Below are 25,919 nucleotides of genomic sequence, written 5' to 3' on the forward strand. Positions count from 1 at the left end.
GTGAGAAGAGAAGGAACCAAGATGAGACAACACGAAATGCATGATGTAGTTATTGTCGGCGGCGGCCCCGGGGGACTGACCGCAGGCATCTATGCCCAGAGGGCAGCCCTGAAAACCATCTTGATTGAAAAGGGTTTTCCCGGAGGCCAGATGGCAGCCACCGACATCGTGGAAAACTGGCCAGGCCACGAGAACATCACAGGTTCGGAACTGGCTGACAACTTCCTCAACCATGCCAAGGCCTACGACCTGCCCATTCTCCAAGAAGAGGTAAGCGCTGTGGAACCCGGCCTGGATCATCACCTGGTTCACCTGGCCAACGGAGAGATCTACCCTGCGCACACCGTCATCATTGCCGTGGGCGGCAGTCCTAAGAAGTTGGGCATCCCCGGGGAAGAGGAGTACTATGGCAAGGGGGTTTCCTACTGTGCGGTCTGTGATGGTTTTTTCTTCCGCAACAAGACCGTGGTGGTGGTAGGTGGAGGGGATTCGGCCACAGAAGAGGCCCTCTACCTGGCCAAAATCGCCAAGCAGGTCTACCTGGTCCACCGGCGGGACAGCTTCAGGGCCGGGATGATCCTCCAGAAACGGGTCATGAACGAGACCAAGATCAAGATCCTCTGGAACTCGGTGCTCACCTCCATTGAGGCGGATGACAGCGGGGTGAGCGGGGTAAACATCCAGGATGTTCAGAGTAAAGAGCAGCAGCGCCTGGCCACTGACGGGGTCTTTGTCTTTATCGGCTTTAAGCCCAACAATCAGCTGATCCCTGCCGGCACCCCCATGGACGCCGACGGCTTTGTGATGACCGACTGCAAGGGCGAGACCACCATGCCCGGCATCTATGTCATCGGTGATCTCCGCCAGAAGTATGCCAAACAGATCGTGGTTGCCGCCGGAGAGGGGGCCACCGCCGCCCTGGCTGCGGCCCACTTTGTCCATGCCAAGAAGGGCAGTTCCTGAACGAGTTCCTCAACCATCGGCTGCGCCGGATACCACTCCCGACGCAGCCGATCCTGCAGAGAGGGTACAGCCCTGGCCCGAGCTGCTGCCCCCAGCTCGGGGGCGTCGCCCTTAACCGTCGCCCCTAACCGGCAAGCTCTTTTTGCTGCAGTTCCGCAATCTTTTCCCCGATCCTCCGGGTCAGGCCACCAAAGGATTCCTTTCTCATAATCCCTTGAAATTGCTCCATATAATTGCGAACCAGACTCACACCTTCCACCACGATATCATAGACCATCCACTGCCCCTGTTTCAAGAGCATGATATAAGAGACCGGGATGGTGGTGTCGCCTCCAACCAACAGCGTCTCGACCTGGGCCCGCTTGCCCCGGATCCGTTCCTTGCCAAAGGTCACCTCTTGTTCACTATACTGATTCATCTTGGCGACATAGGCATACTGCAACAGCTCGGTAAACATAGCGACAAACTCATCCTGCTGGGCCGGGGAGAGTCGACGCCACTGCTTACCCAGGACCCGCCTGGACATCTCTCTAAAATCAAAGCCCTGCCTGGCGACCGCCATGATTCGCTCGATCCGCTCCTCGCCCTGAACCGTGGTTGTTTCCTCATCCAGGATAGTCAGGATCTCCTGGATAAAGGGCCGCAGTTGAGCTGTAGGCGCGGGTACGGTTCCCGCCTGGGCCCCCCCCCCCCCCCAGATCATCATCAATCCCAGCAACACCACTTTCCATCCTTGTATCTTCATAGACCCTCCTCGTAGATTATCCATGTACGATTCTCCGTGTACTCCGGCTGCTCAACTGCAGCCGGACTATCCTCGCCCACCCGGCCCGGAGGCTGTCACGGCCTCCACCGGCGCAGGAAACTTTGCAAATTTTGATCCAGTTCTAGCACAGTTATCCGGAGAAGAGCTTGCCTCCGGCCTGGCCACTGCCGCCACAACAGAGCTTCAGCAGCCAGCCTGACAACATCCGAGCCCGGCAACAGCGCCTGCAGAGTACGCTCCCGGGAAAAAAATGGACCTCTTCGGCAGCCAGTTTTTTCTGACAGCGCTCACAGCAGAGGCCCCCCTCGCTGCGCCCGTTCATCGCCCCTGCTCGACTGGTACAGCGGCGGGCCTGGCCAGAGGATCCACCTCCATGGCCGCCAGAAAGGGGGACCGGCACAGCGTCCCGCAGATCAGGAGCAGGGGGATCAGGGCAACAACATATCTTCGTCTCTTCATCATGGTTGCTCTCTTGGAGTTGTTATTGCAGATCCTTGGGCAGGGGCAGATCCAGGAAGGTGATCATGGCCCTGGAAACGGTCCGGGCGGCCTCGCGATAAAAGGCGACATCGCTGATTTCCTCCCCCCGAACCAGGTCAAGGACCTCTTCGATGGCGGAATAGAAAAAAATCTGGCCATGGAGGATGTCCATCCAGGTATTGATTTCCTTATCCCCTGCCCCGGGCTTGATCTTACGATAAAACTGACGGGTTGCCTCCATGTCCGGCTTAAAAAAACGTTCAACAATCAAGGGAATGGCCGATGAGGGGGTGACGAGTTCACGCACCAGGATCTGTCGTTCCCAGCGAGGTTTCTCTGCTCTGAAGTACTCATGGAAGTTGCGATAGACGGCGGTGCGGATAAGCTCGGCCTGGCCCGTCGGCTGCTCCACCAGCCTGGGGTTCTCCTCCAGGACCTCCAGGAAACCGTTGCACCGTTTCTCCTCCAGGGCATAACTGAAGGCCTCCAGGTAGAGGTTCTTCTTGCTGCCGAAATGATAGTGGATACTTCCCAGGGTGATGCCTGCCTTTTCAGCGATCATCCGGGTACTCACGCCGTCAAAGCCCAGCTCGGCAAAGAGTTCCCCTGCTGCATAGACCAGCTGCTCTCTGGTTGTCCGTGTTGTTTTTGCCATCTGTCCCACCTTAAGATATCATCTGACCCAGCCGTTGATCCTGGTGACCATTAATTTAGGTCAGTTGACCAAATGTGTCAACAGAAAAACCTTGCCCAGAGTAATCCCGGTCCGCCTCCCCCCAAAAAAAAAGCAGCCCCCCTCACAGGGAGGGAGAAGCCGTTCATTCAGCACACCGACAGGAGCGCCACCGCCACAACCGGCCGGAAGCCCTGCCCAGTGGTTATTTTTTCGGAATCTTCCTGGGATCGGTCATGTTTTCCGGCCGGAGCATTTCGTCGAGCTCTGCCTTGGTCAACAGCTCCTTCTCCAGAACCAGGTTATAGACACTGCCGCCGGTCTTCAGGGCCTCCTTGGCAATGGCTGCTGACTCTTCATAGCCGATCACCGGTACCAGGGCCGTAACCAGGCCGATACTGGTCTCCACATAGTTTCGGCAGACCTCACGGTTGGCCTCGATCCCGGTAACACAGCGGGCAGTCAGGGTGACACAGCCGTTCTTGAGGATCATCATCCCGTGGAGCAGGTCATAGGCAATGACCGGTTCCGCCATACAGAGTTCCAGTTCGCTGGCCTCGGCAGCCATGGAGACCACGGCATCATAGCCCATGACCTGGTAGCAGATCTGATTGACCACCTCGGGTATAACCGGATTGACCTTACCCGGCATGATGGAAGAGCCCGGTTGCATGGGGGGCAGGTTGATCTCATTGAGCCCGCAGCGGGGCCCGGAAGACATCCACCTGAGGTCATTGCATATCTTGGAAATCTGCACCGCCGCCCGCTTCAAGGTTGCCGACATCTGGACAAAGGTCCCCGCATTTTGAGTGGCCTCGACCAGGTTTCTGGCCCTGCGCAGGCCAAAGCCGCTGACCTCGGCCAGCTTCTCGGTCACCAGGTCGGCATAGCCCGGGGGACTGTTGATTCCGGTACCTATGGCCGTGGCCCCCATGTTCACATCCAGAAACTCATCATCTGCCCCTTCGATGGCCCGGATAGCGGTATCAATCATCACCCCATAGGCCTTGAACTCCTGGCCCAGGGTCATGGGCACGGCATCCTGATTTTCGGTCCGCCCCATCTTGAGGACATCGGCAAACTCGGCACCCTTTTCCTCCAGGGCCTGACGCAGTCCCTTCATGGCCCGAATCAGGTTGCGGCTGGAGAGCAGGACCGCGAGCTTGATGGCTGAGGGGTAGGCATCGTTGGTGGACTGGGAGCAATTGACATGGTCGTTGGGGTGGAGATGTTCATAGTCGCCCCGGGCCAGCCCCATCAACTCGAGGCCCCGGTTGGCAATGACCTCATTGGCATTCATGTTGGTCGAGGTCCCGGCCCCGCCCTGGAACATATCCACCGGAAAGTGTTGTTGATGCCTGCCGGCCAGCAACTCGTCGCAGGCAGCACAGATCGCCTTGGTCTTGACCTCGTCCAGTCGCCCCAACTCCATGTTGGTGAGGGCGGCAGCCTTCTTGACCATGGCCAGCCCTTCGATCAGGTGCTCGAAGTTACTGACCGAGACACCTGAGATCGGAAAGTTCTCCATGGCACGCTGGGTCTGGACCCCGTAGTAAACATGGTCCGAGAGCTCACGCTGGCCCAGGGAATCGTGCTCCAGGCGGAAACCGCTCACCACCTGCACCCCCTGTTTCTGGCGATAGAGCTGGCTGGAGAGCACCCGCAGACGACGATTGACCCCCACCGCCACCCTGGAGACGATCCGGTAAAACTGCTCGGGCTTTTCCTCCCGGAACTGCTCGATCTTCTCTTTGGAGATCTGCCAGATCACCGCCCCATTGCGGCTAAAGGCCCCGTTACTGTGGCTATCACCATCTAAAAAGGCCCCCTCACTGATCAGGGCCCCGGCGATCATGGTGGCAACGTGGCGCGAGCTGCCATGCAAGCCACGAACCAACTCCACATCGCCTTCCAGGATAATCCCGGCCCAGCGGCGGGGGGTCGACTCCTGAAAGAGCCACTCGTTGGCCTGGTAGTCCCGCTGCTTGCCCTCGGCAAAAAACAGGGCCAGATCCTCCTCATGGATACCAGAGGCCTTGGCAGCCTGCCTGATGACGCTTTCCTCAATAATCATATACACTTCCTTTGCTCGGTTTGATTGAATCAGAGAACCATCCCTGCGATGACAAAACCCAGGACAACGGCAAAAATAATCGTCAGGGTCCCGGGGACAATAAAGGGATGGTCAAAGACATACCTGCCGATTCTGGTGGAGCCGGTATCGTCAAACTCCACCGCGGCCAGCAGGGTGGGATAGGTGGGGAGAATAAAGAGTGCACTGACCGCACTGAAGGAGGCAATGGCGGCAACAGGACTTACCCCCAGGGCCAGGGCCGCCGGCATCAGCGCCTTGGTGGTGGCGGCCTGCGAATAGAGCAGCATGGCCGCAAAGAAGAGCACCACCGCCAGCAACCAGGGTCTGGATTCCAGCAGGTTACCAGCCAGGACATTGATCTGCTCCAGGTGAGCCGCCACAAAGGTGGTCCCCAGCCAGGCCACCCCCAGCACACAGATACAGGCACTCATCCCGGATTTAAAGGTCGAGGCATTGGGGATGTTTTTGGCATCGATCTTACAGGCCAGGGTAATCAGGGTGGCGGCCGCCAACATGAAGGTGATGATGGCCTGTTCCCGGTCCAGAACAGGATGCGTGATCAGGCCCACGGTGGGACTGATCACGGTGGCATAGAGGATGACACAGCCAATGGCCAGGGCAAAGATCAGCACCGAGCGTCCGGCGCCAGGGGGCAGGTCCTGGCGCTCTTCCTCTGCAGACGACTCCCTGACCAGGCCCTTGGCCAGCCGCTCCTGATAGACCGGATCATCCTTGAGTTCTTTGCCCAGAAAGTTGGTGACCACTGCAGCCAGCATCACCGCCAGAAAGGTACTGGGAATGACGATCAGCAGCAGCTGCAGATAGTCGATCCCCTTTTTTTCCAGTTCATTGGAGAAAAAAACCACTGCAGCGGAGATGGGCGAGGCGGTGATGGCAATCTGCGAGGCCACGGTGGCAATGGAGAGCGGCCGGGACGGCCTGATCCCTTCGCGCTTGGCAACCTCGGCAATCACAGGCAGGGTTGAGAAGGCGGTGTGGCCAGTGCCGGCAAACAGGGTCATGCCATAGGTGACCATGGGGGCCAGAAAGGTGATATATTTTGGATTCTTCTTTAACACCTTCTCAGCAAGCCGGACCAGATAATCCAGGCCGCCCGCCTCCTGCATGGCAGCGATTGCGGCAATAACCCCCATGATAATCAGGATGACATCCGTGGGGATACTTCCCGGCTTCAGGCCAAAAACCAAGCCAAGGAACAACACCCCGAAACCGCCGGCAAAACCGATGCCAATACTGCCCAATCGCGCTCCCAACCAGATAAAGACCAAAACCACCAACAGCTCAACAATCCACATGGATCCTCCTCGCCCTTAAAGGCTCCCAGCATCTGACCGCATCATCGGCCTCAAAATTCGGCTCATAACCCAGCTCGCAGCAGCACCACACCTTCTGCGGCCGGGACAACGGCCCGGGCCGGCAGGACTGTGCATCCAGTCCCTGCTGTTCACGCCTGCTCCGGGTCACCGTTGCGACACCAGCCCACCCTTTTCCCGCCGAGCAGCTCTCTCCGGGGATTCAGGGCAACTGATACGATCCGCTCAACTCCCTGGCATAACCGCCCACCGAAATTTTGTCGCCACGCCGTTGGATCATCAGGGTTGACCACTGAAACTCAAGGGTGCCGCTGATACCTGCAGCAGCCCCGCTCCCCCCGACCAACTCCCCATGCACCTGCACCTCCCGGGAGAGTTGCTCGGCCTGGAGGATCAAAAAAATCTCCTGGCCGTTGAGGCCCCGCCAGAGACAGCGAAACTCTCCACCCGTGGCCGTGTCCACCAGACCGATACAACGTGCCCAGTAATCGCTCTGGCCGGCGATGGATTCAGCCAGGTTGACATGGCCTGAGAGGTGCCAGATGGCGGCCTCCCGCGCATCTCCCATGGCCAGGATCTCCTTGTCGCCATTGGCACTCCAGCTGCCGCTAAAGGATCGTTCGGCAGCCATGGCCGTAGCATCACCCGAACCAGCTGGCGGACCAAAATTCAGCAGCCAACTACAGCCCATCACCATCATCACCATCACCAGCCGGCACCTCGTCCTGCCGACACCTCGCCCTCTCTGCCTCACAATGGACCTCCCTTCTTCAAGATACCCTCTACTCTATGGCGCTTAGACAAACGACCCTGTCCACAGCCGTCACAACCGGCCTTTCCTCTCCACCCCAGACACGGCTCACCCCGCCATGGAGAGCGCGGCGCGATCCAGCTGATAGGCGGAAAAAAAGGAAAAGACCGGCCACCATTCCAGGGGGCAGGAAAAACGCAGGGCAAGCCCATCCTGATCGACTCGGATCACCAAGGCGGTCGCCTGAATGGACAGCCGGCTCCCCCGGCCATAGAGATTGATGGTGGCTGCCACCTCCTCCTCGGGCTCAAAAAACGGCTCCACATAGGCATACATACTCTCCTGGCCGATATCCCGGACCGTACCGACAACCGCCCCCTTAAGGGCAGAACGAATGGTGACCTCTGCCAGATACTCGATCCTGGCTCGACTTCTCCTTTGCTCGTCCATAACCTCCAACGCCCTCCTCAACCCACAGTCCGGGGAAACAGTTGGCCGACAATGGTCAGATCCTTGATCTTGGTCAGGCAATCGTTGAGGGCCTCTTCCCGGCTCCCCCCTCTCCCCTGGTACTGCTCGTCGGCTTCAGCATGGCCCAGCAAAGGGACGGCCATATACTTACAGACACTCTCGCTCAGGGCCTCCAAAACCTTGATGGTCAGCGTTCCGTCGGAACGATAGAGTTCATAGAAACTCAGCTGGTACAACACATCCTCACTGTTCAGCTCCCACATAAAACCTCCCTTAACCTATAACAGTTTGATTTAAAAGAACAATTAAAAAAACAACCAGCACAAAAAAACCGACCGGGACAGATCCGACCCTGGTCGGGGTCGAATCCGTCTCCTGCCGGCAAAGGTTGCCCCGGAAACGGGGCATGACCGTGCTCACCCCGGGGCCGCTCAATCCTGGTTAAAGACCCTGGTCAGGTTATTATCGATGACATAACTGCAGATCCCCTTGGCCCCCTGGCGGGAATAGCCATACTTGCGTTGGAGATTATCAATCATAAAGGTCACATCGTTTTGAATCTTCCGATCATAGGTCTTGAAATCCTCCAGATCAAAATCCTTGACCGCCCGCCGGAAGTTCTCATTGTCGATAAAGGGTTCCAACACCTTGGTCTTGAGGGTGTGGATGTAACGGTCATGGAGCTGCTGAAAGAGGCTGGTCTCATCGATGGCCCGATTGTCGCGAATGATCTCCTGGGGCAGGGCCACGGTGGTATAGGATTTCTGGATGCTGTTCCTGAAATCCGCTGCCTCCGACTCACTCACCAGCAGACGCGACTCCACCTGCTGATAAAAGGCCTCGCCCACCTCCAGGCGATCACCGGTGTAGGTACAGACCGCAGAGCTGCCCGGCTCGAAGTTCACCGCAAAGATGTAGTTGCTGATATCTCTGGTGATCTGCTCCTTATTATAATAGTACAACGACTCTTTCACCTCCTGGAGCACCGTATAGTTGTACATCCGCAGCAGGGAATCGAGAAAGCCCTTGGGGAGAAAGTCTGGATCCTCCTTACAGTATTTGCGAAAAAAGACCCCGAGCATGGTCATATCGATCAGCTTGTCCTCCCGACCATAGAGGGTATAGAATTCATTAAACATCTTGATGGAATCGCGGCCGGAAAGTCCATCCCAGCCGTCTTTTTCAGAGTCCAGGATAATCTTTCGCCGTCGCTTGGCAGTAAAACGCTCCACATCCTTGCCATCCAGCCAGGGCGGGATATAGCCGGTGAAGATCTCCATCTTCAGGAGAAGCAGATCCTTGTCACAGTAGAGCTGATAGTGTTCCGGCTCCTTGATCCATTCCCGCATGGCCTCGGAATGCGGCGTCAGCCGGGTGGCGATGATTACCCGGGCAAAGTTATGGAGCACCCGGGGCAGGAAGCTCTCCTCGATATGGCGCCCAAAGACAGCCCGATAGATATCCACCTCGGTTTTCAAATCCAACACATAGGGTATGTTGATATACTCGATCCGATCGCTGAGGGCCTGCAGGTCGGTGAGCACCTTCTTATCCTCGGGGTTCATCAGGGCAAAGAGCAGCGAGTTGACCCGCTCTTCGATATCCCCGACCTTATGCACTCCGTCGCTGATGATGTTATGGAGTTCCATCAGCCTGCCGGTATTATGGGATTTGATATCCATCAGGGCGTGAATCCCGTTGTTGGTCTTGGCGTAGCGGGAATAGACATAATGTACCGGCCTGGAGCCGGTGAACAGGGCATCCAGACAGGGCTGAATATAGTCGTTGCGAATAACATTATCCCTGGCCGGCTTATCCCCGGGATTAAAGACCGACACCCCCTCTCCCTGACGGCGGTTGAAGATATAGGGACGGGCAAAGACACACTCCATCACCTTTTCCGGATCCTTATACTGACGGAGCAGGGCCTCGTAGAGCGAGGTGCAGATGGTACAGGGCTCGTCGCGGAAGAGCCACTCAAACTGCTTCTCCGCATGGAGCCGCCACTTGAAGGCATCGTTGCCAAAGAGCTCGTCAAAGAATTGAGGTCGCACATCCTTGGGGATCATCAGGATGGGATTATCATGACTGGGACAGGGAATATTGAGCCACCGCTCCTGGTCTGGTTCCACTATCCCCGGATTCATCCCCCCCTTGAGCACTGAGCGTTCTTCATCCTGGAGCAGCTGCATCACCTTTTCCACAAAGGAGGTCGGCAGGGGCAGGGTGCCCAGGGCGATATCCGGTTGAGGCAAACGCCAGATCACCTCATAGCGGGCCCCCTCCAGGGTATTGGCATAGGCCTCAAACTTCTGGAGCAGATTGTTGAGAAAGGTGGATTTACCGCTGCCATGGGGACCGTCAAAGATATAGATCTTATTCTGCTGGGCCCCCACCGCCAGAGACTCGACGTGGCGCATGAAACGGTTGGCAAAGAGACGATCAGCGAAAAAGGGGCGGTCAGATCCCTCGGCAAAGAGTCGGTTACAGTCGTAGCTCAGATAGTTGATCGACTCGGGGTCACCGTTGTACTCATCCACCCCCTCACAGATATGGGCCTGGACCATATCGGTATAGACCTGGTAGACATCCCTGATCACCCGTTCCGGATTCTGGACCACCTCCTGTAAAAACTCGCCAAAGGAGAGCAGCGGCCGCTGCTGCCAGCTGCTCTCATGCCTTTGGAGATGGGCCATGGCTTTGCTTAAATCTCGCATATCGTTACCCCTGGACAGCTCACCAGATAGTCAGGACTTCATTCATCGACTTACGGTTTAACCGCTTCTTGTTCATGGTGTAGAGTATCCGTTCCCACTCCACCTGCTCAGCCGCCTCATCGCTCTTTTTCTTGGCCTCCCCCTTCTTGATCACCACCTCCGAGGTGAACAACTCCACCGGGCCACCCCAGAGATACTCAATCCCCATCATGGTGGGGCCGATGAAATCCGTGACCAGGGGCTTCCCCTCAAAGAGGTGATCCAGGCGCAGGGTATTATCCTCTGTGGTTGAGATGGTGATCGAGGGCGGATGGTAGAGGGAGGAGAGCACCATATTCTTATAGTGTTCTGCCTTGCGGCTCTTGACGTAATACTGCCAGGTCATCCGCTCCTTGTTGAGCCGTTTGCCGGAGACAAAGAGCTTATGCAGATCCACAAAGTCCTGATCAATGAACTGGCTGATGAACATGGAGTCGGCATAGTTCTCCCGCACCGAGAAGATGAACTGTTTGCCCCTGGCCAGGTTGCTGTCAAAGCGACGCCGCTCTTCCCGGTCGGTGAGACGGAGGTAGTCAAAACTGAGTTTGCCCCTGTCAGCCATCTCCTCCAGGTAATAGAAGAGCCGCATCCCCAGGGCATAGGGATTGAGCCCCACCCTGGGCAGGGAGGTGACCTTGGCGTTGACCCGGGCGAAATCGACCTCGTGGCCGGAAATCCGATCATCACTCAGGAACAGGGTCTCGTGCCAGTAGCTGGCCCAGCCCTCGTTGAGGATCTTGGTCCGGATCTGGGGCTGAAAGTAGAGGGAGGTGGAGCGAATGACCTCCATGACGGTCAACATCCAGCGATTCTCGTTGCGGCGGAGAAACTCGGACTGTTCCATCAGAAACTGGAGCAGATCCAGACGCTGCGGCCCTCCCTCCTGCTCCTGGGATTTCTGGTGCAGGGTCTCCAGCTCCGGATACCTGACCTTGACCTCCTCCAGAAACAAGCGCCCCCCCCTTGCACGATCATCGCGGACATGCTGGTTATAGCGTTCAATCTCCTTGACATAGCTGACCACGGTAAACGAGCTCCTCTCCTGGAGGAAAACATCAAAGTAGTAATCGAGGAGGGACTGTTTTTGGGACCTGGAGTTACGCTCCAGCTCGCCCAGGGTGTTGAAGTAGCCCACCAGGTTATCGATGGCCAGAGAGAATTCGATCACATAGTCGACCCAGTGCCCCTTTTCAGAACGGAGCTTGGCGATCAGACGCTTATCCGAGAGGGCCTTGCTGGTGAAATCATAGTTCCAGGTATCCCGAAAAAAGAGGTTGTTCTGAAAAAAATCCATATGCCCCAGGACATGATAGAAGATCATCACGTTGAGCCAGTCGGGATTGTTATCGTTGTAGTAGGAGATGGGCGGACGGGTATTGATCACCGTCTCATAGGGATTGCTGGGGTAGAGCTCATAGCGCCCCTTTTCCTTGAGGATCTCCACATCCTGAACCCAGTAATCATAGAGGGTGGGAATCATCACCTTGGGCGAGAGCTCGACCAGGTCGCGGTTGGTGACGATATACTCCAGACTCTCATCCTGAAACGAGAGACCGGCCTCCCGGGCCCGCTCCTTGCACCCTTCCATGATTCTTTTTGCATGCTGGCTGATCAGTTCCATGACACTCCGGAGTCAAGAGATTACACGTCAAGAGATTAACTCTCTGATACCTTCAATCAATCGCGCCTCATTACTCTCCTGTCCTAAGACATCCAGACGGAGCAGATCCTTCTTCTCCTCCAGGAGACCGGACCTGCGCAGGTAGCGCTCCACCTCACTCTTGCCCGTGGCAATCAGGGTGTTTTCGGCGATGGTGATCCCGACCCGGCTGGCATACTTCAACATCTTTTCCAGCTCAGGCAGGGTCTTTTCTCCCCTGGTATCCCAATCATCGCCATCGGTGCCGTGGAAGATATAGATGTTGTAGTCCCTGGCCAGCTCTTCCTGCTCCACGATCTCGTTGACCATGGCATAGGCCGCAGCCACCTGGGTGCCGCCTGCGACCCGGAGGTTGTAGTAGGTGTAGAAGTTGTCCACCTCCCGGGCCTCGGTGTCATGGAGGATGAACCTGGTCTCAATCTGGTTCTCATACTGGTAGGTGAGCCAGGAGTAGAGCAGGATATGCTGGTTGACCACCAGTTCGGTGGGCAACCCGCCCATGGAGCCGGAATAATCCCGGACAAAGAAGATCACGGCCTGGGACTCAAAGTCCTTCTCCCTGGAGAGGATGCGGTAGACCCGGTCACGGGGGGAGATGAGCAGTTCTGCGGGATCAATGGTGCGGTCCACCTGAATCCGCCCCAGGGCCACATTGGACTGGACGATCCGCCGCAGGGTAGACTTCTTGTCCAGAAACTGACCAAAGCCCCGGTTCTTATCGGTGAGGTCATAGACATACTTGGTCAGGGAACGTTTCTTGCCCTTGTCCTTGAGGTTGGGCAGTTTGAACTGCTCGGTGAGGATCCGTCCCAGATCATAGGCATTGGAATCCACCTCATGACTGGCGCCCTCTCCCTGGCCGGGCCCGCTGCCGCTTCCCTGCTCTTCCCGAACCGGCTGTTCTCCGATGACCTCGCCCTCTTCCCCGTCACCGGCACCGCCCTCTCCCTGCTCCCCTCCCTCTCCTTCACCATCCTCCTGGCCCGGGGTCCGGACCCGATCATGGAGAAACTTTTCCTCCACCGTGGTCGGCACGATCACGATCTTATCACTGCCGTCCCTACTGGGCTTGACGATCTTACCCAGACGGATCTTACGGGGAAAACCATCCTTCTCCCGCAGGGCATCACGTTCCAGGAGATAATCAAGGGAGTGGAGCGAGGCAAAGGAGGGAACCATGGGCTCATTCTGGTCCTGGAGGGAGAGCAGATCCTGCTGGTCATAGATTCCGGGCAGACGGTTGGGGGCGAAGAGGTGCTCATGATGCCGAGCCTCGCCCCCATGAGCGGCAGCTGCCAACTCCTGATTGATCCGTTCTTCCTCTTGGGGGCTGACCCCCTCCTGCTTCAGCGCTGCATAGCGTTTCTGGAGGCTGTTCATTGGAGCTGCTCCTCTACGGCTGACTGGGTGTTCACAGGCGGGCTAGTTCTCGTCCACCTGGGTACAGAAGTACTCTATGGTCTTCTGGGCACAGGTGGTGCAGTAGCCCAGTTTATTGAGCATGGTCTCAATCATCCGGTCATAGAGTTTCTGGTTCTCCTCGTTGGTCCGGTTGGCCAGGGCCCCGATGAGACTGCCGGCCCCGGCGATATCCGACTTCAGCCGGACATCGGTCACCGCCTTGACCAGTTCCAGATTGTCCATGAAATCGTAATCCGGATTAACCGAGATCTTCTGACCATAGATCTTGCGGATCGAGGTCCGGAAGGACTCCTTCTGCTCCTTGGTCTTCAGGCCCAGATAATCTTCCACCGAATCGATGTAGCGCTCATCTATCTTCAGGGCCATGAGCTCGTCGGTCTGGGGATTCTTATACTTCCACATCTTATCGGCCCCCAGGTTCTCCGCATCGATGCCGATGATCATGTTGACGTAGTTGAGCACATCCTTGCGTACGGCCAGGGGTTCATCCATATAGGCATTGAACATCTCGGTCATGATCCGCTCCCGGTACATCCCCTTGGCGATCTTGAGATCGTCGAGGAACTTGGCGCGATCACTGGCCTCGCTCACATAGTCCAGGATGATCCGCTCGATGGCGGTGAAGACATCGTAGGCAAACATGCAGCGCCCCTCGTTGGTCTCCGAGCTCTCCAAAAGCAGCTGCATCGAACGCCCCAGGTTACGCTGGCCCAGACCCTTCTGGCCGAAACGTTTGGTGATGTCATGCTCCTGGTTGAGGGTATCAATCACCTCGGAGAGGGTCTTGATACTCTTCTCGCCAGCCACCTCGCCGGCAGCCAGCTTCATGGTCTCGATGGGAGTCAGTTTCTCCGAGCGCGGCAGACGGGTCAGGACCACGGCCACCGAGGCGCTGTAGTTGAGGTTGGGGTCCTGGTGCATGATATCACCGGTCAGGGTGGTTTTCGACTCGTTGCCGATGGCATAGTTGGTCAGGTCCCGCTGCAGGGTGTAGTTGGTGTTATGGGAGACATAACAGATTCGACAGCGATCGATGATCGGGGCCTCTTCCTTCTCGGAAAGGAAGCGGTTGAACTCCGAGTTGTTGCTGGTGGCGATGATCAGGGTATCGATGGGCCACTTGTAGCCATCGATCTCGATGGAACGGTTCTGGATGATTCCCAGGTAGACCTGAACCAGGTCCTTCTTATTCTTAAAGATCTCGTCGCTGAAGTGGATACCGCCGCCGGCCACCCTGGCCAGGGCCCCTCGACGGAGATCAAAACGATAGGGGTTGTTGGTGTCCGAGATATGGAGCAGGCGCTGGATCGACTCCTCACCCAAGAGGTCCACGGCCGAGGAGGTGATCTTATCCTTGGCCGGATACTTGCCGGTCACCGTGCCCAGGCTCTCCATCAGGGGCACCGGAACCACCTCGATAAACTTCAACATCTCATCGACATCACCGTTGGTATGTTCCCGGATATCATTCCAGATATAGGCGGAACAGGCACCCAGGGGACGATAATTCTCGCTCCACTCTTCCAGCTGCTTGCCCGAGGCTCGAAACTTCCTGGCTATAAACGCCATGGAGTCTTCCCGGCTCTCCTGGAGGTTCATGGCCAGGACCATGGGATCCTCATAGATCTGGGACTCGATGGTCCGGATATGACCGTAGTGGGCCAACTGGTCGAGATTGATGAAGCGAAAGGTATACTTCCGGTTCTGGGGCACACTCAAAAACTGCCGGTAGAGGGTGCAGAGGTACTCCACCAGAAAGGTCTTGCCGTTGCCGGGTTCCCCCACCAGGACAAAGGCCATCTCCTTGGAAGAGCCGCCCTCGGAGGCATCTTTGACAAAGGAGACAAAGGAGTTGATCTCATCGTACATGCCAACGATATGCTTCACGTCCTGACGAAATATTGTGAAGTCAAAGGTGTTCTTCCCGTTGACCAGAACCTTCTCAATGGGACTCTCAAGGATCATGCGGCTGACGGCCTGAAATGCATTTTCAAAAACGCGTTCACCCTTCTTTACAGCTGAAACATGGGTGCTGAGCGAAGAATTTCGTCGGGTTGCCATCTCATACCCCCCTATGGCGGAAAAAGTGAGAGATCAATCTTGAAATATAATTATATTATGGGCCCAACATCATTCAATGCCAAGGGATTAATTGAAAAAAAAGAAAGAGGCGACCCGAGAAGGCCTGGAAAAAAAGAGGGGGACCGACCGCTTATCCCCCGGGAGAACCCTGGGGATAAGCGGCCGTGAGGGCTAACGGCCGGGCTGCAGTTCAAGCCTCCAGGCAGAGCAGAGAGGGTTCAAAGTGAGCCGGTGGGGTCAGGCCCAGCAGGGTGCAGAGGGTGGCAGCCACGTTGGCCAGTCCCGGCTGCTCCACCGGAGCCAGGGCAAAGCCATTGGCCTGGTTATAATCCTGGATCACGCAGGGCACCGGATTCCTGGTATGGGCCACCATGGGCAGCCGCTGGCCGTTCTTCTCGGTCCACATGCAGTCGGCATTGCCATGGTCTGCGGTTACCAGCACGATTCCGCCGGCCTTTTTCACCGCCTCCAGCAGGCGTCCCAGACAGAGGTCCACGGTCTCCACCGCAATCCGGACGCTGGACTCCACCCCGGTATGCCCGACCATGTCGCCGTTGGCGTAGTTGAGACGGATGAACTTATGACGGCCCTCTGCAATGGCCTGGATCACGGCAACGGTGATCTCTTCGGCCTTCATCCAGGGCCGCTGATCAAAGGGGACCCGATCCGAGGGGATCTCCACATACCGCTCCAGCTGCTCATCGATATAACCGGAGCGGTTGCCGTTCCAGAAGTAGGTGACATGGCCGAACTTCTGGGTTTCTGAGATGGCATAGGAGCTGACCCCCTGTTCGCAGAGGTACTCGCCGAGGGTACCGCTGATGGCGGGCGGCTCCACCAGGTAATGGTTGGGGATCCGGGCATCACCATCATACTGCATCATCCCGGCATAGAAGACCCGGGGATAGCGGCGGCGGTCAAACTCCCTGAACTCGACCTCGTCAAAGGCCCGGGAAATCTCCACGGCCCGATCCCCCCGATAGTTGAAGAGGATCACCGCATCCCCGTCCTCGATGGTCCCCACGGGCTGCCCCTCTTCCGCGATCACAAAGCTGTCCATATACTGGTCGGTCTGCTCCGGATCTTCATCATAGTAGGTCTGGATGGCCGCAGTGGCAGAGGGGAAGAAACGGCCCTCTCCCAGGACATGGGCCTGCCAGCCCCGCTCGACGATGCGCCAGTCGGCGTTATAGCGGTCCATGGTGGTCACCATCCGGCCGCCGCCCGAGGCAATCCGGTAATCCCTGCCCTCCACCGAGGCCGCAGCGAGCTTCTCCTCCAGGGCCCGGAAGTAGTGGAGGCCGCTCTTGGCAGCCACATCCCTGCCGTCCAGCAGGCCATGGACCCTGACGGTCGTGATCCCCTCCAAGACGCAGCGATCGATCAGCTTAAAGAGCTGATCGATATGGCTATGGACATTGCCGTCGGAGACCATACCGATGAAGTGGACCACCCCGCCCTGCCTGGCCTGTTCCAGGACCCTGGCCCAGGTGGCCCCTTCAAAGATCCGACCACTGTCCAGGGCCTCGTTGACCAGCTTGGCGCCCTGGGAAAAGATCCGCCCGGCCCCCAGGGCGTTATGGCCCACCTCCGAGTTGCCCATGTCCCCGTCACTGGGCAGCCCCACGGCCAGGCCATGGGCCTTTAAGGGCGTAAACAATCCGGTTCCCAACAGGGAATCCAGGACCGGGGTATGGGCCACATGGACTCCGTCGCTGCCGTCTTTGGGTCCCATTCCCATCCCGTCGAGGATAACGGCTACCACCGGCCCGGGAAAGGGCACATAGCCGCTCGCGCGGTTGGTCTGCTCTGCTTTCATATCACTACTCCTCTTCTCAAGATCATGGCTCTTCACCTTCACAGGAACACTACTTCATCATCAGACTGGCCGCTGCCCTGGGGGAGTATTCCCGCAAAAGACATTGCTCACCACAGCACCGGCAGCTCCGCCCTCCCGGAGCGAGCAGCGCCCCCCAAAAAAAAACACCTCTCTGCAGCCTCCTGCTTGTCCGGGGGACTATTGGCTGCTAAGATACGGCTAGATATCGATAACTCGATCACCCTGGGGCACCCACTTGCCCGAGGGTCTCTCCCCATAAACAGCGGCGAGTTCCCCATGGAGAACATCGAAATTTGTTATCAGTTCATCCTTCCAGATACCACCATCACCCTGCCGGTTCAACTCAATCCAAAGACCCTGGCCCTGGTCACCCCCCGACCAAGAAACCTGCCCTCCTGGACCGGGCTTGAGTTCCACCGCTGCCCCAACTGCCCTGGAAGCTTTCAGGAGGAGCACTGCCCGGTGGCCACCAGTCTCTCCACCATGGTTCCCCACTTCGAGAGACTCCTCTCCCATGACCAGATAGAGATCTTGGTCTCTTCTGCGGAACGGGAGATCCGCCAGCAGACCACCGTCCAACGGGCCGTCGCCTCCTACATGGGGCTGGTCATGGCCAGCTGCGGCTGCCCGAACACCGTCTTTCTCCGGCCCATGGCCCGGTTTCACCTGCCCCTGGCCAGCGAGACAGAGACCATCTACCGTGCCTTTTCCATGTATGCCCTGGCCCAGTACTTTGTTCGCCAACACCAGGGCTGGGCCGATGACAGCTTCCAGCAGCTGGAAAAAAAATACCGTGAACTGCTGCTGGTGAACGGTTCTCTGGTCACCCGGCTGCGGGCGGCCTCCCAATCCGACTCCTCGGTCAACGCGCTGCTCAACCTGGATGTCTATGCCCGGGCCATGCCCTATGTGATCGACGATTCCCTGGAGGAGCTCAGCCACCTCTTTGCAGCCTATACCTGGCCCCAGGCTGCTTCCGAAAACGATCACCCCCAAGAAGCTGTTCCCCTCACAGAGAGACAAAGATGGCCAGGTAACTGATCAGGATCGCTGTGTAGAGCAGGGTGATCCCGGCCCCGGAGCGCATGTAGTCCCAGGTTCGATAACCGCCGGGCCGCATGATCAGGGCATTGACCTGGTGCGTGGGCAGAATAAAGGTGTTGGAGGCCGAAATCCCCACCACCATGGCCGCCACCACCGGATCGCCCCCCACCCCTGCGGCCATGTTCATGCCCAAAGGCACCATCAGCACGGCAGCCCCCACGTTGGAGGCCACCAGGGAGAAGAAGGCGGTGAGCAGCGAGACCACGGTCAAGAGCAGCAGCGGTCCCGGGCTGCCGATGGCCGTAAGGATGGTCTGGGCCAGGTAGGCGGCGGCCCCGCTGTTTTCAAAGGCCGTTCCCAGGGGGATCAGACCGGACAGGAGAAAGACCGTCCGCCAGTCCACCGCCTCATAGGCCCGGTCCGCCCGGATGACCCGACTGACAATCATCCCCAGGGCACCGGTGAGCAGGGCGATGGAGAGCTTCACCCCGAAAAAGAGGGCCATGACCAGGGAGAGCAGCAGAAAAAAGAGGGCAGAGCGAATCCGCTCGGGCCGGAGTTCCTCCCCTCGGATATCTTCGATAAAGGCGATGTCCATCTTCTCTTTCAAGAGCCGAAACTGCTGCCACCTGCCCTGGAGGAGGATGGTGTCGCCCTGGCGCAAGCTGGTGAGGTTGATCTCATCCATGATGATGGAGTCCCGCCGGACAATGGCCAGGGGATTGACCTGGTAGAGCCGTCTGAACTGAAGCTCCTCCATGGTGTGGTTGCTCAGGTTGGAGTGGGGAATGACCACCCCCTCAATCACCCCTGACTCCTCTGGTGAGTTCTCCGCCAGAAAGAGATCGTGCCCCTCCTTGACCTCCCAGGCCAGATCCTTGGCCGCCTGCTCGATGTTGTCCCGGGAGCCGATGATCCAGAGGCTATTGTCCGCCTCAACCCGGGAATCCCGCATGGGCGCCAGATTCTTCCGGCGCCCGCCATCTGCGGCGATCCCCACCACGGTCAGGTGATAGCGGGGGCGCAGTTCCAGATCTCCCAGGGAATGGCTGGTAAAATCGGCAGGGACCTGGACCTCATGACTCTGGCCCACCTCAGCACCGTAGATCTCCTCCAGCCGCTTATCCATGCACTCTTCATCAAGGCCGCAGATTTCCGCAGGCAGCAGCCGGTCGGCAAAGAGCAAAAAGTAGACCAACACCCCCAAGAGCAGGGCCAGGCCGATGGGGGTAATGGAGAGCAGGCCCAGAGGCTCAAAGGGTCTGTGATCCACCGCAGCCCCGTTGTTCTGCCACCAACCGGCCATCAGGTCGTTGAGCATGATCAGCGGGCTTGAGCCGAGCAGGGTCAGACAGCCCCCGGTAATGGCGGCAAAGCCCATGGGCATGAGGATCCGGCCCGGGGAGATATGGAGCTGACGGCTGATCCGCATGGTGGCCGGGAGAAACAGGGCAGCAGCCCCGATATTCTGCATGAAGCTGGAGATAACCGCCACCGTGGCGGAGACGAGCACCATGATCCGGGTCTCACTCTGCCCGGCCAGCTTGATAATCTGGGCAGCGAGACTGTTCATCACCCCGGTCTTGTTCAGGCCGGCCCCGATGATCATCACCGCTATGATGGAGACCACGGCATTGGAACTCAGACCGGCCACGGCCTGCTCAGGGCTGACCGCACCACTCAGGGGCAAGAGCACCATCATCAACAGGCCCACCAGGTCGACCCGAAGCAGCTCAAAGACAAAGAGTACTATGGCCAGTCCCAGCAGGCCAAAGACGACGATCATCTCAGGGGTAAGAACAGCCGCTGCCATTCTGTTTCCTCCTTGGCTCGAGTTGCACAGCTTGCCTGTTTTATTCTCTGCTCCCGGTCTCAGGGGGAGCGGAAAGGACTCCTGCCGGCACCAGGCCGACCTCGCCCCGACCGCACAAATCCAGACACCAGCCGCTGTACCAGACGCTGCCCGGAGCCAGAGGAGGAGAGCGATCGTAGCTGGGGGCCTCTTGCACACCGTTACATTTGGCATTCCCCCAGGAAGAGCATGGATGTCAAGCAGATATCACCTTGGCTGGAGCGCAGGGCTTGGCTGAAAGAGCACAGTTGGAGGTACAACTGGAGGTACGCCTGTCTTGATCAGCCGCTCGCCTCTTATCATAGACGCCTCCAGGAGATTTGTCATCCGGGTTCCTCTTTTTTTTGCTCCCAGCCAGCCGGGCAGTCTCCCCGCAGACAGGGACCACCCGGTTCATCGGAAGGGTAAAGATCTATTTATGGTTTGCATAATTCCCTGCTTGGTATATTTTTAATAGTATAGAGTCAACGTTCCAAAATACCTTCAACAGGCACCAGCGTGAGAGAAGCAGCAGTTGCAACCATCATAACCATTGACCCGATTCCCGAGGTCCTGGTCCTTAAACGGAGCAACAACCCCAGGGACCCCTGGTCCGGACAGTACGCCTTCCCTGGCGGTCGCCGGGATCATCAGGACCACAACCTGCTGGACACCTGTGTCAGGGAGACCTACGAGGAGTGCGGAATCGAGTTGCCGAGCACCACCCTGATCAAAGAGTACCCTGTCCGCAAGGCAGGCAGCCATATCGGCACCCCCACCCCGGTAACCACCTACCTGTTTGAACTCCCCCATCGGCCGCAGATCACCCTCCAGGAAAAGGAGATCAGCGCCCATGAGTGGCTTCGACTCGACTATGTTGCCGACGATGCCAACATCGTCCGGCGTCCGATGAGTCCCCGTTGCCCCCAGACCCTGTTCCCCTGTATCCCTGCATCCTTGGGATTTGTCTGGGGCTTCACCTTTGAAGCCCTGATGATGGTCATCAGTGATCGTTACGCCTTGAACACCGCCGCCGCAACCCAACCGCCCCACTAGGACAGATGCGCATCTCCTGCCGGCAGCACCACCTCTGTCTGCCCAGGATAGCGGCTGCTCTGCCGCTCTGGCTCTGCATCCTGGTGAGCTGCCTCTGGCTGGCCTTCCCCCTGGCTCCTGTAGAGGCCGGAAGCGGGCACCCCCTGCTGAAACTGGAGACCGGGAGCAACCGCCTCAGCCTTCATGCCGCCCAGGTCCCCCTGCAACGGCTCCTCCGCGAGCTGGCTGCTGCAGGCGTCACCGTCCAGGCAGACCCGGCGATCAATCCGCTGATCTCCCTGCAGCTGGAGAACGCTCCCCTGACAGAGGGGATAGAGGCATTGCTGCGACCGGTGAATGCGGCCGTCAGCTGGGAAAAATCCCCCCAGGGCTGGTTTTACCCCCATACGATCCGGATCTTTGCCCCTGGGCAGGAGCAGAGGATGGAGGCGGTGCAACCGGGCCGAACCTTTCGCACCAGCCGCAATCCTCAAACAGGTGCCCTCCAGATCGCTGGAGAGCTGCTCCTCCGCCGCTCGCCGACAAGCTCTCCACAGCGCTTTGTCCAGCTTATCCGGGAACAGGGGGGCACCATCCTGGATTACCACCAAGCCACCGGAATCTACCGGATCACCTTTGCCAGCGAAACCGACAGCCAGACCAGCCTGCAACTGCTCCGGCAGCACCCCCTGGTGGCTGCGGCAGAACCTCATTTCGCCTTTCCCCTGGCCGCCCCTCCGGCCTCTCGCCTGATCAGCCTTCCTTCGCCTGCAGCAACAGCAGAGACGGGCTCGGCTCGGGTGGCTGTGCTGGATTCAGGGCTCAGCGCCGAGGCCGCCAGCCGCCCCTGGCTGGTGGCGAGCTACGATGCGGTATCCCCGGAAAACCCCAGCCCGGACCGGTTGGGTCACGGCACCCAGATGGCCCTGATCGCCTCGGGCACGGTCCCTCCGCTGGGCTCGCCGCCTGGCCAACGGCGGAGCACCCCGATCATCGCCATCCGGGTCTTTGACGACAACGGGATCACCTCCAGCTACAGCCTGCTCCGCGCCCTGGACTTTGCCCTGGAAAACCAGGCCAGGGTGATCAGTATGAGTTGGGGCACCGAGACCCCCAGTCCGCTCCTTGAACACAGCCTGGAGTGGGCTGCAGCCAGGCAACTCATCCTGGTGGCAGCCGCCGGCAACCGACCCACGGGCAAGCCGGTCTTCCCGGCCGCCTTTGCCCAGGTCATCGGCACCGGCGCCCTCCAGCCGGATCAGACTCCGTGGGCCTCCTCAAACTACGGCCCCTTTGTGGAAACCATGGCTCCCGGTTTTGCCGCCTTTGCCCTCGACAGACAGTCCGGACCGGCCCTCTTTGCCGGCACCTCCATAGCCGCGGCCCATACCGCCGGGGTGATCGCCAACTACCTGGCCAGCCACCCCGGAGCCACCCTGGAGCAGGTCCGCGCCATGCTCAGGCAGAGACCTTGAGGCCACCCTGGCTGGCAAAGTGTTGCCCGTGAGCGGCAGAGCCGGAAAAACATCCCCTCGAAAAACATCAGAACTTCAAGACGTTACCGCAGGCAACAAAGAGCGCTTGACTTTTTAACCGTTGACCTGTATCAATAACACCGGGTTATTATAGGGAGAAGTGGTAGGGAGTTTTCAGCTGTTGTGCTCCGATCGTTCGCGACCTGGAGCCGAGCTGTTGTCCGCCTGACGTGGTCAGCGTTTCCTGCAAGCGCCCCTCTTTCTTCACCGGTTCAACCATCCCCCTGTATTCCCTTGATCCAGGATGAGATCACTCCTCCTCAGGAGTTTTTTTCGTTGACTTCACAGTAGTTTCCATTTTTTGGTCTACTAATTGTTAAGATTAAAATGTAAGGAGAACCACATGAAAGCACCAGTACGTGTCGCCGTTACCGGCGCCGCCGGCCAGATCAGCTACTCCATCATCTTCCGGATCGCCAGCGGCAGCATGCTTGGCCCTGATCAGCCTGTTATTCTGCAGCTGCTGGAGATTCCACCTGCAATGGACGCCCTCAAGGGAGTGGTCATGGAGCTCAACGACTGCGCCTTCCCTCTGGTAGCCGGCGTTGTGGCCAGTGATGATGCCAATGTCGCCTTCAAGGATACCGATTACGCCATCCTGGTTGGCGCCCGTCCCCGTGGACCGGGAATGGAGCGTGCCGACCTGCTGGAAGCCAATGCCCAGATCTTCTCCGCCCAGGGTAAGGCGCTCAACGATAACGCCAGCCGCGACGTCAAGGTCCTGGTGGTAGGCAACCCTGCCAACACCAACGCCCTGATCACCCTGAAGAACGCCCCGGATCTCAACCCACGCAACATCACCGCCATGATGCGTCTGGACCACAACCGTGCCATGTCTCAGCTGGCTGAGAAGACCGAGGCCCACTCCACCGACATCGAGAAGATGGTTGTCTGGGGTAACCACTCCGCCACCCAGTACCCGGACATCAGCTATGCCACCGTTAAGGGTGCAGCTGCCAAGGGCCTGGTGGATGACGAGTGGAACGTCGATAACTTCATCCCCACCGTCCAGCAGCGTGGTGCCGCCATCATCAAGGCCCGTGGCGCCTCCTCTGCCGCCTCTGCCGCCTCTGCCGCAGTTGACCACATGAGAAGCTGGGCCCAGGGCAGCAACGGCCAGTGGGTAAGCATGGGTGTCTACAGCGCCGGTAACCCCTACGGTATCGACGAAGACATCATCTACTCCTTTGCCATCACCACCGAGAACGGCGAGTGGAAGATCGTTGAAGGTCTGGAGATCAGCGATTTCAGCCGTGAGCGGATGAAGGAAACCGAAGCCGAGCTGACCGGTGAGCGGGAAGCCATCAAGCACCTGCTGTAGGCCGCCGGCCGGACAGCGCTTCAGCCCGGCTTAGGGAGTGCTCAAAGAGCAGATTCCCAGCCGGACTGAACGCAAGATCGCTTGACCAGGGGATGCCTTTAAGGCATCCCCTTTTTTTATGCCCCCTCCTGTCGCGGCGACCGATCTAGCGGCAGGAGAGGCCGGCTGTCAGAGGCAATCCACCCTGAAGGGAGGTGGGGAAAAAAAACAGAGCGGCTCTTCACTCTCTGGATGAAGAAACTGGAGCCCGGCCGCGTGGAGCAGCAGCCGGTCGCCCTCCCTGCCGGTCCCGTAAAGCGGATCGCCGACAATGGGAGCGGCGAGCCCCAGGGGATGACTGGTATGGAGCCGGAGTTGATGGGTCCGACCGGTCTGGGGAAAGAGTTCCAGCACGGCCCGCTCTCCCTGAAGACCCAATAGCCGCCAGTGGCTGACCCCCAGCTTCCCCTGCTCCGGATCGTAGACCTGATGGGGTCGATTCTCCGGATCGAGCCGGAAACGAAGCCGAATAACACCTGCCTCGGTCCCAGGCTGTCCCTCGATCACCGCCAGATAGCGCTTGACCACCGAGCGGGCGGCAAACTGCATGGAGAGATGGCGGTGAACCGACTTGCTCAGCCCCAGCACCATCAGGCCGGAGGTGGCCATGTCCAGCCGATGAACCGAAGGCTGGGCAATGGCATGGGGAAAGAGGGTGCGCACCCGGCTGACCACGCAATCCTGCTTATCCGCTCCCCGACCGGGGACGGCCAGCAGCCCCCCTGGTTTACTCACCACCACAAAGCCCGGTTCCCGGTAGAGGATCTCCAACTCCCCCACAGCGCTCATGGCCCCTCTACCCCGCAGAGGAGAAAGCCCAGGATCGGTGCACACTTCTCCGGGCAGGGCGGATAAAAGATGCCCTGGCTGCGGGTCTGGGCCCGATTTTCCCGGCCCCAGTAGAATTCGGCCAGGCCGGTGGGCCGAATCTTGCGGATCGCGGCATGGTGGAGCAGCTTGGGGGCACAGCAGTCAGCGGTTCCTGCCGGAGGGGCGCCGGAGGAGCTGAAGACCTCGGTGAGCTGGGCGCTTACCCCGCGCAGGTTGGTCAGGCGATAGAGCTGGTGGATCTGGCTCATCAGCCGTTGGGAGTGTCTTTTTCGCCGGGCCCTGAGCCGACGATACGGGAGGCTGTCTGGCGCCAACTGGGCCAGTTCCCGGCCCATGGCCTTGATCTCCTGCTCCTGCACCCGGGTCAATGCCTGGAAGGCCTGGGGAGCAAAGACCGGCTCCACCCAGCCCTCCACGGACCAGAGGCCGTTGTACTGTCCGGAAAAGGCAGAGAGGCAGACCTCCCGGTCCTCACCATCCAGGCCAACCAGCACCCCGAACATCTTGCCCCGGGCAGGGCCAAGGAGATAGTCGGTACGGCACTGGGGCCGGCGCCGGGCCAGCGGCAGCTGCCAGTCCAGGCAACCGTGCTCCTCCAGCCGGGTCATCAGGAGCTGGGCCGCTGTTCGGGCCGGTCCCTGGGGCAGGCTGTGCACCTGGCCGCAGCGCGCGCAGTAGCCCCGGGTGGACAGCTTCGACCCCAGAGGACTCAACAGCCCTGCCCCCTGCCCTGCCGATGATGAGGGAGCAGAGGCGCTCCGGACTCTGCCCTTCATTACCTGTTCAGCAACCAGAGGATCAGACTCACCACCCCGCTGACCAGGATCGAGCTGGTCAGGGGCAGATAGAAACGCAGGTTTCCACGAACCACGGTGATGTCGCCGGGCAGGCGTCCCAGGGGAAACTCTTTGAGCCAGGGCCAGCCCATGCCGAGGACCAGGCAGAGCAGGCCCAGGCCTATCAACCATCTCTTCATTGTTATCCACCCCT

At 58.7% G+C, this 25,919-nt stretch carries 23 protein-coding genes; 5 read left to right on the plus strand and 18 right to left on the minus strand.

All coding sequences use genetic code 11. The annotated features are described in order from the left end of the window. Positions 1-21 precede the first annotated feature (21 nt). On the plus strand, positions 22-963 hold the full coding sequence (gene trxB, locus G494_RS0103615; RefSeq protein ID WP_051305344.1) for a thioredoxin-disulfide reductase: 942 nt from the start codon (positions 22-24) through the stop codon (positions 961-963). Positions 964-1,087: 124 nt separating this feature from the next. On the opposite strand, the gene G494_RS21735 is transcribed toward trxB, so the two are convergent. The 14 genes from G494_RS21735 to gpmI all read right to left on the minus strand — a co-directional run bounded on the left by G494_RS21735 (position 1,088) and on the right by gpmI (position 17,272). Next, positions 1,088-1,708 (minus strand): MlaC/ttg2D family ABC transporter substrate-binding protein, encoded by a 621-nt coding sequence (locus G494_RS21735; RefSeq protein ID WP_051305345.1) that lies wholly within the window; start codon positions 1,706-1,708, stop codon positions 1,088-1,090. Between the two features lie 151 nt (positions 1,709-1,859). After that, positions 1,860-2,051 carry a hypothetical protein gene (locus tag G494_RS0103625; protein ID WP_028583439.1) on the minus strand — a complete coding sequence of 64 codons (192 nt, stop codon included), beginning with the start codon at positions 2,049-2,051 and terminating at the stop codon, positions 1,860-1,862. Beyond that, positions 2,048-2,191 carry a hypothetical protein gene (locus G494_RS26610; RefSeq protein ID WP_153305749.1) on the minus strand — a complete coding sequence of 48 codons (144 nt, stop codon included), beginning with the start codon at positions 2,189-2,191 and terminating at the stop codon, positions 2,048-2,050. The genes G494_RS0103625 and G494_RS26610 overlap by 4 nt, the downstream gene beginning before the upstream one ends. Before the next feature lie 19 nt (positions 2,192-2,210). After that, a complete protein-coding gene (locus G494_RS25065; RefSeq protein WP_051305346.1) occupies positions 2,211-2,864 on the minus strand; it encodes a CerR family C-terminal domain-containing protein in 654 nt (217 codons plus the stop codon). Positions 2,865-3,087: 223 nt separating this feature from the next. After that, positions 3,088-4,956 carry an aspartate ammonia-lyase gene (aspA, locus tag G494_RS0103640; RefSeq protein ID WP_084456352.1) on the minus strand — a complete coding sequence of 623 codons (1,869 nt, stop codon included), beginning with the start codon at positions 4,954-4,956 and terminating at the stop codon, positions 3,088-3,090. Positions 4,957-4,985: 29 nt separating this feature from the next. Beyond that, complete coding sequence (locus G494_RS0103645; protein WP_028583441.1) at positions 4,986-6,293, minus strand: anaerobic C4-dicarboxylate transporter; 1,308 nt, start codon at positions 6,291-6,293, stop codon at positions 4,986-4,988. A gap of 220 nt (positions 6,294-6,513) precedes the next feature. After that, positions 6,514-7,065, minus strand: coding sequence for a hypothetical protein (locus G494_RS0103650; RefSeq protein ID WP_161629931.1), 552 nt, complete (start codon positions 7,063-7,065; stop codon positions 6,514-6,516). 105 nt (positions 7,066-7,170) lie between these two features. Further along, positions 7,171-7,512, minus strand: coding sequence for a hypothetical protein (locus tag G494_RS0103655; RefSeq protein WP_028583443.1), 342 nt, complete (start codon positions 7,510-7,512; stop codon positions 7,171-7,173). 17 nt (positions 7,513-7,529) lie between these two features. Further along, positions 7,530-7,796: a hypothetical protein gene (locus G494_RS0103660; RefSeq protein ID WP_028583444.1), complete on the minus strand. Its 267-nt coding sequence runs from the start codon at positions 7,794-7,796 to the stop codon at positions 7,530-7,532. A 168-nt stretch (positions 7,797-7,964) separates the two neighbouring features. Continuing rightward, positions 7,965-10,250, minus strand: a complete 2,286-nt coding sequence (locus tag G494_RS0103665) for a serine protein kinase PrkA (protein WP_028583445.1) — start codon at positions 10,248-10,250, stop codon at positions 7,965-7,967. Between the two features lie 19 nt (positions 10,251-10,269). After that, a complete protein-coding gene (locus tag G494_RS0103670) occupies positions 10,270-11,910 on the minus strand; it encodes a SpoVR family protein (protein WP_028583446.1) in 1,641 nt (546 codons plus the stop codon). Positions 11,911-11,937: 27 nt separating this feature from the next. Beyond that, positions 11,938-13,329, minus strand: coding sequence for a DUF444 family protein (locus tag G494_RS0103675; RefSeq protein ID WP_028583447.1), 1,392 nt, complete (start codon positions 13,327-13,329; stop codon positions 11,938-11,940). A 42-nt stretch (positions 13,330-13,371) separates the two neighbouring features. Further along, positions 13,372-15,432 carry a serine protein kinase gene (locus G494_RS0103680; protein ID WP_028583448.1) on the minus strand — a complete coding sequence of 687 codons (2,061 nt, stop codon included), beginning with the start codon at positions 15,430-15,432 and terminating at the stop codon, positions 13,372-13,374. 211 nt (positions 15,433-15,643) lie between these two features. Further along, positions 15,644-17,272 (minus strand): 2,3-bisphosphoglycerate-independent phosphoglycerate mutase, encoded by a 1,629-nt coding sequence (gene gpmI, locus G494_RS0103685; RefSeq protein WP_028583449.1) that lies wholly within the window; start codon positions 17,270-17,272, stop codon positions 15,644-15,646. A gap of 297 nt (positions 17,273-17,569) precedes the next feature. Between gpmI and G494_RS21745 the strand changes: the two genes are divergently transcribed. Further along, positions 17,570-18,334 carry a DUF6901 family protein gene (locus G494_RS21745; protein ID WP_051305347.1) on the plus strand — a complete coding sequence of 255 codons (765 nt, stop codon included), beginning with the start codon at positions 17,570-17,572 and terminating at the stop codon, positions 18,332-18,334. Here G494_RS21745 and G494_RS0103695 read toward each other — a convergent pair. Beyond that, on the minus strand, positions 18,303-20,150 hold the full coding sequence (locus G494_RS0103695; RefSeq protein WP_028583450.1) for an SLC13 family permease: 1,848 nt from the start codon (positions 20,148-20,150) through the stop codon (positions 18,303-18,305). The two genes, G494_RS21745 and G494_RS0103695, sit on opposite strands and share 32 nt — an antisense overlap. Positions 20,151-20,687: 537 nt before the next feature. Between G494_RS0103695 and G494_RS25070 the strand changes: the two genes are divergently transcribed. From G494_RS25070 to G494_RS0103715, 3 genes are all read left to right on the plus strand, one after another. Next, positions 20,688-21,224, plus strand: coding sequence for an NUDIX hydrolase (locus G494_RS25070; RefSeq protein WP_028583451.1), 537 nt, complete (start codon positions 20,688-20,690; stop codon positions 21,222-21,224). 5 nt (positions 21,225-21,229) lie between these two features. Then, positions 21,230-22,678 carry a S8 family peptidase gene (locus G494_RS0103705; RefSeq protein WP_028583452.1) on the plus strand — a complete coding sequence of 483 codons (1,449 nt, stop codon included), beginning with the start codon at positions 21,230-21,232 and terminating at the stop codon, positions 22,676-22,678. A gap of 403 nt (positions 22,679-23,081) precedes the next feature. After that, complete coding sequence (locus G494_RS0103715; protein WP_028583453.1) at positions 23,082-24,059, plus strand: malate dehydrogenase; 978 nt, start codon at positions 23,082-23,084, stop codon at positions 24,057-24,059. Between the two features lie 168 nt (positions 24,060-24,227). Here G494_RS0103715 and G494_RS0103720 read toward each other — a convergent pair whose 3' ends face one another. Genes G494_RS0103720 through G494_RS0103730 form a run of 3 tightly spaced genes read right to left on the minus strand, consistent with a single transcriptional unit; the run spans position 24,228 to position 25,905 of the window. Continuing rightward, a complete protein-coding gene (locus G494_RS0103720) occupies positions 24,228-24,887 on the minus strand; it encodes an RluA family pseudouridine synthase (protein WP_028583454.1) in 660 nt (219 codons plus the stop codon). Then, entirely contained in the window at positions 24,884-25,705 is an 822-nt protein-coding gene (locus G494_RS0103725; protein ID WP_051305348.1) for a hypothetical protein, read from the minus strand. Before G494_RS0103725 ends, G494_RS0103720 begins: the two co-directional genes overlap by 4 nt. After that, on the minus strand, positions 25,705-25,905 hold the full coding sequence (locus G494_RS0103730; RefSeq protein ID WP_028583456.1) for a DUF2905 domain-containing protein: 201 nt from the start codon (positions 25,903-25,905) through the stop codon (positions 25,705-25,707). Before G494_RS0103730 ends, G494_RS0103725 begins: the two co-directional genes overlap by 1 nt. Positions 25,906-25,919: the final 14 nt, after the last annotated feature.

Origin of the sequence: Desulfogranum mediterraneum DSM 13871, assembly GCF_000429965.1 — a bacterium.
Lineage (GTDB): Bacteria > Desulfobacterota > Desulfobulbia > Desulfobulbales > Desulfobulbaceae > Desulfogranum > Desulfogranum mediterraneum.